Raw genomic sequence first — 11,647 nt, 5'->3', positions numbered from 1 at the left:
GGGAAATGGCTCAACTGAGTTGAAAAAACGGGTGCTCCCGGGAACGGGCCTGCCTCTTAGCCAGTTGACGCGGCTTCGAGCGACACCCAGTACCGGGTGAACCGCCGTACCTTCACCGGCAGCGTCACTTCCAGCATTTCCAGAATCCGTTCACTGTCTGCCAGCGGATACGATCCGGAAATCCGTAGATCGGCCACCCGCTCGCTGCATCCCAACTGCCCGAGTCGATACCGCGACAGCTCGGCGAGAAAGTCACCCAGGCGCATCTGCGACACCACCAGCATGCCCTCCACCCAGGCCGCCCGATTAGGGTCCAGCGGTGCAACCGCCTGCCAGCCGCCACGGGCCAAGCGCGCTTGGTGCCCGGCCAGCAGCGGTGTGCCGGCCACGCTGGCGCTGCCGCTGAACACCGATACCAGGCTGAAACCGTCGAACTGACGGACGTCGAAGCGTCCGCTGTGCAGATGCAGCTCGCCCTGGGCCGTGGCCAGGCGCAGTGGCCGTGGGTCGTTGATCACGTCGAGCAGCAGTTCGCCTTCCTGCAAGCGCACCAGGCGCTGCCGGCCGTCGAAGCGCACGTCGGCAGCGCTGCGGGTGTTCAGGTGCAACAGGCTGCCGTCGTCGAGGGCCAGGCGGCGGCGCTGGCCGACCGGGCTGCGGTAGTCGGCCATCAACCCAGGCAAGGGATTGTGTTGTTGCAGGCCCAATCCGGCGGCGCTGGCCAGCCCCGCCAGCAGCAGCGCCTTGAGGGCGCGGCGCCGGGCCGGTGAGGGCGGTGCCTGCAGGGTGGCGTGGACCACCGGGGCGGCGACGCCGCGCAGGCGCTGGTTGACCTGCTGGATATGGGCCCAGGCCCGTTGGTGTTCGCTGTCGGCCTGCAGCCAGCGCTCCAGGGCGTGGTGCTGGTCGAAACCTTCGCTCTGCGACTCGATCAGCCAATGCACCGCCTGTTCGGCGATCTGCGAGGAAAAGACTGCGTTCACAGGGCGAAGTAGCAGCGCAGGGCTGCCTTGTGCAGGTAGCGCTTGACCGTCGCCAGGGAAATGCCCAGCTCGCGGGCGATCTCGCCCTGGCTCAGGCCATCGACCTGGGCCAGCAGGAAGGCGCGTTTGACCAGCGGCGGCAGGCTATCGAGCAGGCGGTCGAGCTCGAGCAGCGTGTCCAGGATGAGGGCTTTGTCTTCCTCGCTGGGCGCCACCTGCTCGGGCTGCTGGGCCAGGGCCTGGAGGTAGGCGCGTTCCAGTTCCTGGCGGCGGAAGTGGTTGCACAGCACGCGCTTGGCCACGGTGGTGAGGAAGGCACGGGGCTCGATCAGCTGCGGCGCCTCGCGTGCCTGGAGCAGGCGCAGGTAGGTGTCCTGGGCCAGGTCGGCGGCGCTCTGCGGGCAGCCCAGGCGTCGTCGCAGCCAGCCGGTCAGCCAACTGTGATGGGCGTGGTAGAGACCTTCGACGGTGGAAGAGAGGGCACTGGACACCGATACGACTCCGGCGCCAGAAGGCGCAACTGGAAGTAAGAATTGTTCGCATTGTATTCATGCCGCCGGTGTTCGGCAATCGCTGCCGCCGCAAGGCATGCGTACCGCTGGTGCCTGCATGCTTTGCTTATGAGAATTGAAATCATTAGTATTGCACTCCCAATCCCCGGACCCTCGCCATGAAGAGCAAAGCCGCCGGCCTTCCCCTGAGCTACCGCCTGGCCGTGACCTCACGCAGCCTGGCCGCGCTGCTGGGTGGCTACCTGCTGGCGTCGATGGCCAGTGTCTGCATCACCCTGCTTGCGCCGATGACCCAGGCCGACGCGACGATGACCGGGATGATGCTGTCGTTCGTCTTCTACCTGATCGCCTTCATCGGGTGCTTTGCCTGCCGCAGCGCCTGGCGCGCCTGGCTGGGCGTGCTGCTGCCAAGCCTGGCCCTGGGGCTGATCAACGTGCTGGCCTACTGGATGAACCTGCCATGAAAGAAGGCTTCCGCCAGGCCATGGCCTGGCTGCACACCTGGACCGGCCTGATCTTCGGCTGGCTGCTGTTCGCCATCTTCCTTACCGGAACGCTGTCGTACTTCAAGGAGGAGATCAGCCACTGGACCCAGCCCGAGGTGCAGAGCCATCCGCTCGACCCGGTACGCAGCCTCGGCCTGGCCCAGCGTTACCTGGAAACCCATGCCGGTCACGCCAGCACCTGGTTCATCCGCCTGCCCAGCGAGCGCGAGGCGGCGCTGAGTGTCAGCTGGCGCGACCCGAACGGCGGTGGGCGCCGGGGTTTCACCGACAAGGAACTCGACGCCCGCACCGGCGAGGCGGTCGAGGCCCGTGACAGCCGTGGCGGCGAGTTCTTCTACCGCTTCCACTTCCAGCTGCAGATGCCCCACCCCTGGGGCCGCTGGCTGTCGACCTTCTGCGCCTTCATCATGCTGCTGGGGCTGGTCACCGGGATCATCACCCACAAGAAGATCTTCAAGGAGTTCTTCACCTTCCGCCCGGGCAAGGGCCAGCGTTCCTGGCTCGATGGCCACAACGCCATCGGCGTGCTGGTGCTGCCGTTCCACCTGATGATCAGCTATAGCAGCCTGGTGATCTTCATGTACATGGTCATGCCGGCCAGTATCCTGGCCAGCTATGGCGACAGCAGTGGCTACTTCAACGATGTGTTCGGCCGCGACGAGGTGCCCGAGGCGGTGGCCCAGGCCGCGCCGCTGGCGCCGTTGACCGAACTGTACGCCAAGGTCCAGGAACAGGCGCCGGGCGCGCGCATGGGCTACATCCAGGTGCACAACCCAGGCGACCGCAACGCCCGGGTCACCTTCACCCGCGCCTCGGCCGACAGCGTCGCCTACCAGCGCAGCGCCACCTGGACCTTCGATGGCGTCAGTGGCGAGCTGCTGCGACGCGGCGCGCCGGAAAGCGTGGCGATGACCACCTCCTTTACCTTTGTCGGCCTGCACATGGGCAACTTCGCCGGGCCCTGGCTGCGCTGGTTGTACTTCGCCTTCGGCTTGGCCGGCACGGCGGTGATCGGCACGGGCCTGGTGATGTGGCTGGGCAAGCGCCAGCTCAAGCATGCCAAGAGCGAGCGCATGCCCGGCGAGCTGCGCCTGGTCGAAGTGCTGAACATCGCCAGCATGAGCGGCCTGTTGCTGGGCGTGGCGGCGTTCTTCTGGGCCAATCGGTTGCTACCAACGACGCTGGACGGACGGTCCGATTGGGAGATCAATGCTTTCTTCCTGGCCTGGGGCGCGTCTTTGCTCCACGCCATATTGCGCAGCGGGCGCCGTGCCTGGGGCGAACAACTGACGTTGGGAGCGCTGGCGTTCGCCTTGCTACCGCTGCTCAACGCGTTGACCACTGACAAGGGGTTGGATCACTCCATCGCCGCGGGTGACTGGGCGATGGCCGGTTTCGACCTGACGGCCCTGGCCACCGGCGTGTTCCTGGCCTGGGCTGCCGGCAAGATGCTGCGTGCGCCCAAGCCGGTCGCCAAGCGTGCGCGACGTACCGCCACGACCGTGGAGGCGAGCTGATGCTGGGGGTCGCGCTGATGGGCTTCGCCGGTTTCGCCGGCCTGTGCCTGGCCATGGAAAAACACTTCAACGACCTGCTCGGGCGCAAACCCACGGGCCGGCAACTGCGAGCCTTGAAGCTCGCGGGCTGGGCCTTGCTGTTGCTGTCGTTGATCTTCGCCGTGCTCGGGCGCGGCTGGGCCCTGGGCCTGGTGGAGTGGATCGCCGTGCTGATGGCCGGCGTGACCCTGTGGGTGTTCGGCCTGCCTTACCAGCCGCGCCTGCTGCTCGGGGCGGCGTTCGCCAGTCTGGTGCTCGGGCCGCTGTTGGCCGTGCAGGCGGTCTAGGTCCTTGAGCGACTCCGAAGCCGGCGGCGGTCGGGCGCGTTTTCTCCAGGTGTTCCTGGCCCAGCGCGCGCGCATGGAAGCGCTGGTCAGCCGGCGCGTCGGCTGCCGCGCCACGGCGTCGGACCTGGTCCAGGACCTGTTCCTGCGTTTCTGGCGGCGCCCCGAGGTGAAGGTCGAGGCGCTCGACACCTACCTGCTGCGTAGCGCCAGCAACCTGGCCATCGATTACCTGCGCAGCGAAGGCAGCCGCGACCGCGCCGCCGAAGGCCTGCACGACCTCGACGAGCCGCAGGGCAGCCAGCTCCCCGAGCAGGCCCTGGAGGTCGACCACGACCTGCAGCGTATCGAGGCGGCCTTGCGGGCGTTGCCCGAACGCACCCGGCAGATCTTCCTGCTCAACCGCATCCATGGCTGTACCTACGGCGAGATCGCCAAGGCCATGCAGTTGTCCCAGAGCGCGGTGGAAAAGCATATGATGCGCGCCCTCGAAGCGTGCAAGGCGAGCGTCGCCGAACCCGCGTCCCCACTGCGCCGGCCAGGGAGCGCCCGTCGATGAGTCTTGAACAGCCGATCACTGCCGCACAGTCCCAGGCCGCCCTGCGCTGGCTCGGGCGCATCCAGCAGCAGCCGGCGCAGGCCGAGGGCGCGGCGTTCAAGCGCTGGCTGCTGGAGAGCCCGGCCCATCGCCAGGCCTACGTCGAGGCCCAGGCGCTGTGGCGCTTGAGCGAGGCGCCGGCGGCGCGGCTGGCGGCCGAGGAGCAAACGAGTCTGCAACAGTACCTCGACGCCATGCGCCGGCCCGCGCGCAAGCGGCCTTGGCGCGGCCTGGCGGTGGCGGCAAGCCTTGTGCTGGCGCTCGGCTACGCGGCGGGCTGGCAGCCGCAGTTCTGGCTGCAGGACCTGCGTGCCGACTACTCCAGCGGCGCGCAAGTGCGCCAGGTGACCCTAGCCGACCGTTCGCGCCTGACCCTGGATGCCGGCACGGCCGTGGCGGTGGATTTCGCCCAGGGCGAGCGGCGCGTGCGCTTGCTGCGCGGCGCCGCGTTCTTCGAGGTGACCCATACTGGCGAGCCATTCCTGGTGGATGCCCAAGGCGGGGAGGTGCGGGTGCTGGGAACCCAGTTCGAGGTGCGCGAGCAGGGCGAGGGTGCCCAGGTCACCGTGCGCAGCGGGCGGGTGGCGGTGGCGGCGGCCGAAGGACAGGTTGCCCGCGAGCTGACGGCCAATCAGCAACTGGCCTATGCCGGCGGCGTGGCCGGTGGGATCGAGGCGGTGGACAGCGACAGCCGATTGGCCTGGCGCCAGGGCTGGCTGAACTATTACCAGGTGCCGTTGGCGCAGGTGATCGAGGACCTTGGGCGTTACTATCCCGGGCGGATCTTGTTGCTCGACGGGGAGCTGGGGCAGCGTAGGGTCAGTGGTAGTTTTCCAGTGGCGCAGCCGCTCGCCGCACTGGATTCGCTGGGCAAGGTGATGGGCTTCTCACGGCAGACGGTGCTGGGTCGGCTGACCGTCTTGCGTTGACCTGTTCCGACGCCATCGCGGGCTCGCCCCGCGATAGCGTCGGTAACGCAAAATTTTTTCGATCAGGTGATGAGGTATCCCCCCACGGCATCCGTGTAGTGAGTGGAAGTGCGATTCATTCGCAAACGTTCATCCCTCTCACAGGTCCGCGTCCATGAAGTTCACCCCGCGTTGCGTCCCGCTCTGGTTCGGCCTCTGCTCCCTGCCCGCTATCGCCATCGTGCCCCAGGCCCTGGCCGCGCAGCAGAGCCAGGTCTACAGCTTCGCCCAGCCAAGCCAGCCGCTGGCCCAGGCACTCAACGCCTTCAGCCGCGCCACCGGGCAGAGCGTGGTCTACACCCTGGCCCTGCCGGATGTGCAGGCCCCGGCACTCAACGGCACCTTCGACGCCGACCAGGCGCTGCAGCAGTTGCTCGGCAACTCGGGCCTGGCCTGGCGCCGCCTCGACGCCCGCACCCTGACCCTGGAGCCGGTCGACAGCTCCGGCGCGCTGACCCTGCAGGCCACCACCATCAACTCGCAACTGGACGACTACAGCTACCAGCCGCCGGCCAGCGCCACGATCATGCGCGGCCAAGGCGCGACGCTGGACATCCCCCAGGCCGTCAACGTGGTCCCGGCCCAGGTGATCCGCGATCAGGCGCCGCGCAACCTGGATGATGCGCTGTACAACGTCAGTGGCATCACCCAGGGCAACAATTTCGGTGGCACCGCCGACACCGTGATGAAGCGCGGCTTCGGCGACAACCGCGATGGCTCGATCATGCGCGACGGCATGCCGATCGTGCAGGGCCGCGCCCTCAACGCCAGCACCGAGCGGGTCGAGGTGCTCAAGGGGCCGGCCTCGCTGCTGTATGGCATCCAGGACCCGGGCGGAGTGATCAATGTGGTCAGCAAGCGCCCGCAACTCCAGCAGTACAACGCCCTGACCCTGCGCGGCTCGACCTATGGCAGCGGCAAGAACGGCAGCGGCGGCGGCCTGGACAGCACCGGGGCGCTGGGTGACAGCAACCTGGCCTACCGCCTGATCGTCGATCACGAGGACGAAGACTACTGGCGCAACTACGGCGTGCACCGCGAGTCGCTGGTGGCCCCGTCGCTGGCCTGGTACGGCGAGGACACCCAGGTGGTGCTGGCCTATGAGCACCGCGAGTTTCTCTACCCGTTCGACCGCGGCACCGCCTTCGGCAGCGACGGCCACCCGTTGAACATTCCCGCCACCCGCCGCCTCGACGAGCCGTTCAACGACATGGAGGGCCGCTCCGACCTGTACCGCCTGGAGGTCGATCATCGCCTGGACGACGACTGGAAGCTGCACTTCGGCTACAGCTTTAACCGCGAGACCTACGACGCCAGCCAGGTCCGCGTGACCGGCGTGGATGAAAGCAAGGGCACGCTGTCGCGCAGCATCGACGGCACCCAGGGCGCCCTGAGCCGTGATCAGTTCGCCACCCTCAGCCTCAACGGCAGCGTCGAGCTGGCGGGCATGCGTCACGACCTGGTGGTCGGTGTCGATCACGAGGACCGCAAGGTCTACCGCGCCGACCTGATCCGCCAGACCAGCCGCTCGAGCTTCAGCTACCTGAATCCGGTCTATGGCCGCGAAGTGCAAGGCACCAACGTGCGCGCCAGCGACAGCGACCAGACCGACAAGCTGCGCACCGACTCGCTGTTCCTGCAGGACGCCTGGCACCTGGACGAGCACTGGATTCTGGTCGCCGGCGGGCGCTTCCAGCAGTACGACCAGTACGCCGGTCGCGGCCGGCCGTTCAACGTCAACACCGACACCAGCGACCAGACCTGGGTGCCCCATGCCGGCGTGGTGTACAAGGTTGATGACCAGCTGTCGTTCTATGGCAGCTACAGCGAGTCGTTCAAGCCCAATTCGACCATCGCCCCGCTGAGCCTCGGCGGTGGTCGCACCCTGACCCTGGACTCAGGTATAGCGCCGGAGGAGGGCAAGTCGTGGGAACTGGGGGCCAAGCTCGATGTGCCGGGGGCGTTGACCGGTACCCTGGCGTTGTTCGACATCACCAAGCGCAACGTGCTGGTGGCTGATGGTGACACCCAGCCGGGCACCATTCTCTACAGCAACGCAGGCGAAGTGCGCTCACGGGGCGTCGAGCTGGACCTGACCGGCCAGCTCAGCGAGCGCTGGAGCTTGATCGGCGCCTACGCCTTCATCGACGCCGAGGTGACCAAGGATCCGCAGCTCAAGGGCAATCGACTGCAGAACGTCGCCCGGCACAGTGGTTCGCTGTCGGCGGTGTATGACTATGGCAGCCTGTTCGGCGGTGATCGCCTGAGACTTGGGGCCGGTGCGCGCTATGTGGGGGAGCGTGCGGGGAACGCCACCAATGACTTCGACCTGCCGGCTTATACCGTGGCGGATGCCTTTGCCAGCTACGAAACAAAATGGGACGAGCACAAGGTGCGGTTGCAGTTGAACGTGAAGAACCTGTTCGACAAGGTGTATTACAGCTCGGCGGTGAATCGGTACTTCGTTGCGGTGGGGGATGCGCGGCAGGTAAGTCTGTCGAGTACCTTCGAGTTCTGAACGTCAGGACTGTCATTTTTACCAGTAGACGCCTGCCTGGGCCGATTCGAAGATGGCAACCACGGATGCTCAGGAGGCCAACTACATGAAGAAGCCAAACCCATGCCCCAAGGCGATCAGTCGTTATGTGAAGGGCTGGACGCGGCGCGATGCCGAGCTCCTGGCAAGCGCTTTTTCGCGCAAGGGTATTTATGTCGACTCGCCCCACCCAATGCTCGATCGCAAGTCACTGCCCGCGTTCCTGCGCAATGTGTCCTGGCGAAACTTTCCTGACATGACTTTCGACACGCTGGGTATCTACGGTGACGGTCAACGTTTTACCTGGGAGTGGGTGATGCACGTGACGGGTAGCGGGGTCATTGCCGGTTCGGAAAACAAGAAGATCGCGGTGCCCGGGGTCGACCTTCTCGAGATGAAAGGCAACAAGATCAGGCGAGCGATGACTTACTTTGATCGCAAGGCACTGTGGGACGCTGTGCTCAGCTGATCGTGCTCATCCGCGCAAGGCCTGGCGATAGGCACCTGGCGTCGCCCCAAGTGCCTGCCTGAATCGATTGCTGAAATGGCTGGCACTGGCGAAGCCGCACAGCAGCGCCACTTCACCCAAGGGTTGCGTACCCTCTCGCAGCAACTGGCAGGCACGGTACAGGCGTCGGGCCAGCAGGTACTGATGCGGCGGCAGACCGAAGCTTGCCCGGAACATCCGCGCGAAGTGGTATTCGGACAGGTTGCAGCGCAGCGCCAGCTCACCCAGCGTCAGCGGCTGTTCGAGGTTGGCCTCGATATAGTCCGCCAGTTGCCGGCGCTGGTGCGGTGCCAGCCCGCCCTTGAGTTTCAGCCCCTGGCGCAGGCCGACCTGGTTGAGCACGGCGTGGTCGATGATGTCGTGGGCCAGGCTGCTGGCCAGCAGGCGTTCGCCGGGCTCGGACCAGTCCAGGCCGATCAGCTCGCGAAAGCGCCGGGCCTGCTGCGGGTCGTCGAGGAAGGTCGCCTCGCGCAGTTGCATCTCCCGCGGCTCGCGGTCCAGCAGGCGGGTGCAGCCGAGGGCGAACTGTTCCTCGCTGATGTACAGGTGGGCCAGGCGGATCGAGCCGTTGATTATCCAGTTCGACTCATGGCCGGCGGGCATCACGCACAGCTTGTCCGGCGCGCCGCGATCGCCAGGGCGCTGGCGGCGGAAGGTGCCGGTGCCGTCGGCGATGTAGCACGACAGCGTGTGGTGGCTGGGCGCCTGGTAGTCGCGGGCATCGTCGCGGTTGCTCCACAAGGCCGCCGCCAGCCCGTCGCCCAGGTGCGCGCTCAGCTCCAGCCGGGCGTGGGGCGAGGCGTTCAGGACGTTGAAGACCTGCAGGTGATCGAGTGGGGGCATGGGCGGTTCCTCTGCTGTCCATCGTACTGCGCTGGCGTCGGGATGGCAGCTAGCAGGGGAGGAAAAGCGCAAGTTTATGCAAGCGCCGAACAGCAATGGCGCAAGAAACTGGGCTTATGGGGTTTTCATCGCGGGGCAAGCCCGCTCCCACCGAGGTCGCATGCGCCCTGTGGGAGCGGGCTAGCCCCGCGATAGGCCTGATACCTGTCGAGGGAGTCCATCATGAACCTGTCGCTCTACCTGCTCACCGTCCTGATCTGGGGCACCACCTGGATCGCCTTGAAACTGCAGTTGGGCGAGGTCGCCATCCCGGTGTCGATCGTCTACCGCTTCGCCCTGGCCGGGCTGATCCTGTTCGCCTTCCTGCTGCTCACCCGCCGCCTGCAACCGATGAACCGGCGTGGTCACCTGGTGTGCCTGGCCCAGGGCTTGTGCCTGTTCTGCGTCAACTTCATGTGCTTCCTAACTGCCAGCCAGTGGGTCGCCACCGGCCTGATCGCCGTGGTGTTCTCTACCGCCACGTTGTGGAACGCCATCAACGCGCGGATCTTCTTCGGCCAGAAGATCGCCGCCAATGTGCTCGGTGGCGGAGCCCTGGGCCTGCTCGGCCTGGGCCTGCTGTTCTGGCCGGAGCTCTCGCACCACGCTGCCAGCCGCGAGACCTTGTATGGCCTGGGGCTAGGCCTGCTCGGCACACTGTGCTTCTCGGCCGGCAACATGCTCTCCAGCGTGCAGCAGAAGGCCGGGCTCAAGCCCATGACCACCAATGCCTGGGGTATGCTCTATGGCGCCTCGATGCTGGCGGCGTACTGCCTGGTCAAGGGCATTCCCTTCGATATGGAATGGAACGCCCGCTACATCGGCTCGCTGCTGTACCTGGTGATCCCGGGTTCGGTGATCGCCTTCACCGCCTACCTGACCCTGGTCGGACGCATGGGGCCGGAGCGGGCAGCCTATTGCACCGTACTGTTCCCGCTGGTGGCGTTGAATGTGTCGGCATTCGCCGAGGGCTACCAATGGACGGCGCCGGCGTTGCTCGGGCTGGTGGCGGTGATGGCGGGGAATGTGCTGGTGTTTCGTAAACCGAAGTCCAAGCCAGTCGAAGGGATGCTGGCCGTCAAGTAACCACGGCCCTGTCGCGGAGCCCCGCGACAGGGCCGGTACGTTGGGCTGAACGTATCAGCCCTTCCACACCTGGGGATTCACCAGGTCCCGCGGCCGCTCGCCCAGCAGCGCCGCCCGCAGGTTGTCCAGCGCCCGGTTGGCCATGGCCTCACGGGTCTCGGCGGTGGCTGAGCCGATGTGCGGCAGGGTCAGGGCGTTGGGCAGCTTGAACAGCGGCGAGTCGCCTAGCGGTTCCTTCTCGTACACATCGAGCCCGGCACCGCGGATCGTGCCGTTCTGCAGGGCCTCGACCAGCGCCGCCTCGTCCACTACAGGTCCGCGGGCAATATTGATCAGGAACGCGTTGGGCTTCATCAGTTGCAGCTCGCGGGCGCCGATCAGCTTGCGGGTGGCCTCGGACAGCGGTACCACCAGGCAGACGAAATCGGCTTCGCCCAGCAGTGCCTCCAGGCTGCGGAACTGCGCGCCCAGTTCCTGTTCCAGCGCGGTCTTGCGGCTGTTGCCGGTGTACAGCACCTGCATGTTGAAACCGAAGCGGCCACGGCGGGCGATGGCCGCGCCGATGTTGCCCATGCCGACGATACCCAGTGTCTTGCCGTGCACATCACAGCCGAACTGCGCCGGCCCCACGGTAGCCTGCCAGTGGCCGGCCTTGGTCCAGGCGTCCAGTTCGGCGGTGCGCCGGGCACAGCCCATGATCAGGGCGAAGCCCAGGTCGGCGGTGCTTTCGGTGAGCACGTCGGGGGTGTTGGTCAGGGCGATACCGCGCTCGTTGAAGTAGTCCAGGTCGTAGTTGTCGTAGCCGACCGAGACGCTGGACACCACCTCCAGCTTGCCCGCGCCTTCGAGCTGCGCGCGGCCGAGCTTGCGACCGACGCCGATCAGGCCGTGTGCCTCGGGCAGGGCTTCGTTGAACTGGGCACTGATGTCGCCGAGTTTCGGATTCGGCACGATCACGTTGAAGTCTTGTTGCAGGCGCTCGGCCATGGCCGGGGTAATGCGGCTGAAGGCCAGGACGGTCTTTTTCATCGGACTGCTTCTCTGCAAGGCGTGAGGTGGAATCGGGCAGAAGAGCGGGGCCGCTGTGCGGCCCTTTCGCGACGCAAGGCCGCTCCTACAGGAACCGCGTGATCCTGTAGGAGCGGCCTTGTGTCGCGATGGAGGGCGAAGCCCTCCCATGGTCCTGTCTGCCAGACGCTGGAATCAATGGTTAGCAACCTACCATTGT

The 11,647-nt window shown here is 66.3% G+C and carries 12 protein-coding genes; 8 read left to right on the top strand and 4 right to left on the bottom strand.

The genetic code is table 11. The features are described 5' to 3' along the window. Positions 1–56: 56 nt before the first annotated feature. Together AC25ND_RS11320 and AC25ND_RS11315 are read right to left on the bottom strand one after the other, a co-directional pair. Complete coding sequence (locus tag AC25ND_RS11320) at positions 57–983, bottom strand: FecR domain-containing protein (protein ID WP_062364609.1); 927 nt, start codon at positions 981–983, stop codon at positions 57–59. Next, entirely contained in the window at positions 980–1,474 is a 495-nt protein-coding gene (locus tag AC25ND_RS11315; RefSeq protein WP_028689537.1) for a sigma-70 family RNA polymerase sigma factor, read from the bottom strand. The genes AC25ND_RS11320 and AC25ND_RS11315 overlap by 4 nt, the downstream gene beginning before the upstream one ends. A 179-nt stretch (positions 1,475–1,653) precedes the next feature. Here AC25ND_RS11315 and AC25ND_RS11310 point away from each other — a divergent pair, with 179 nt between their 5' ends. From AC25ND_RS11310 to AC25ND_RS11280, 7 genes are all read left to right on the top strand, one after another. Further along, the gene (locus AC25ND_RS11310; protein ID WP_028689538.1) at positions 1,654–1,959 is read left to right on the top strand and encodes a DUF3649 domain-containing protein; all 306 of its coding nucleotides are present in this window, start codon (positions 1,654–1,656) and stop codon (positions 1,957–1,959) included. Next, positions 1,956–3,518, top strand: a complete 1,563-nt coding sequence (locus AC25ND_RS11305) for a PepSY-associated TM helix domain-containing protein (RefSeq protein ID WP_028689539.1) — start codon at positions 1,956–1,958, stop codon at positions 3,516–3,518. Before AC25ND_RS11310 ends, AC25ND_RS11305 begins: the two co-directional genes overlap by 4 nt. Next, entirely contained in the window at positions 3,518–3,844 is a 327-nt protein-coding gene (locus tag AC25ND_RS11300; protein ID WP_062364604.1) for a DUF3325 domain-containing protein, read from the top strand. The genes AC25ND_RS11305 and AC25ND_RS11300 overlap by 1 nt, the downstream gene beginning before the upstream one ends. A gap of 4 nt (positions 3,845–3,848) precedes the next feature. Beyond that, complete coding sequence (locus tag AC25ND_RS11295) at positions 3,849–4,400, top strand: RNA polymerase sigma factor (protein ID WP_028689541.1); 552 nt, start codon at positions 3,849–3,851, stop codon at positions 4,398–4,400. Next, complete coding sequence (locus AC25ND_RS11290) at positions 4,397–5,368, top strand: FecR family protein (protein WP_182322477.1); 972 nt, start codon at positions 4,397–4,399, stop codon at positions 5,366–5,368. The genes AC25ND_RS11295 and AC25ND_RS11290 overlap by 4 nt, the downstream gene beginning before the upstream one ends. A 154-nt stretch (positions 5,369–5,522) precedes the next feature. After that, entirely contained in the window at positions 5,523–7,925 is a 2,403-nt protein-coding gene (locus AC25ND_RS11285) for a TonB-dependent siderophore receptor (protein WP_062364600.1), read from the top strand. An 85-nt stretch (positions 7,926–8,010) separates the two neighbouring features. Next, a complete protein-coding gene (locus tag AC25ND_RS11280) occupies positions 8,011–8,412 on the top strand; it encodes a nuclear transport factor 2 family protein (protein WP_028689544.1) in 402 nt (133 codons plus the stop codon). A 6-nt stretch (positions 8,413–8,418) separates the two neighbouring features. Here AC25ND_RS11280 and AC25ND_RS11275 read toward each other — a convergent pair whose 3' ends face one another. Beyond that, the gene (locus AC25ND_RS11275) at positions 8,419–9,294 is read right to left on the bottom strand and encodes a helix-turn-helix domain-containing protein (protein ID WP_028689545.1); all 876 of its coding nucleotides are present in this window, start codon (positions 9,292–9,294) and stop codon (positions 8,419–8,421) included. A 222-nt stretch (positions 9,295–9,516) separates the two neighbouring features. Here AC25ND_RS11275 and AC25ND_RS11270 point away from each other — a divergent pair, with 222 nt between their 5' ends. After that, positions 9,517–10,419, top strand: coding sequence for a DMT family transporter (locus tag AC25ND_RS11270; RefSeq protein ID WP_028689546.1), 903 nt, complete (start codon positions 9,517–9,519; stop codon positions 10,417–10,419). Positions 10,420–10,473: 54 nt separating this feature from the next. Here AC25ND_RS11270 and AC25ND_RS11265 read toward each other — a convergent pair whose 3' ends face one another. Further along, positions 10,474–11,448, bottom strand: a complete 975-nt coding sequence (locus AC25ND_RS11265) for a 2-hydroxyacid dehydrogenase (protein ID WP_028689547.1) — start codon at positions 11,446–11,448, stop codon at positions 10,474–10,476. Between the last annotated feature and the right edge of the window lie 199 nt (positions 11,449–11,647).

Source organism: Pseudomonas sp. P110(2024), from assembly GCF_057480795.1.
The sequence above is the reverse complement of the archived record's forward strand: the minus strand, read 5'-3'. Positions and strand labels throughout refer to the sequence as shown.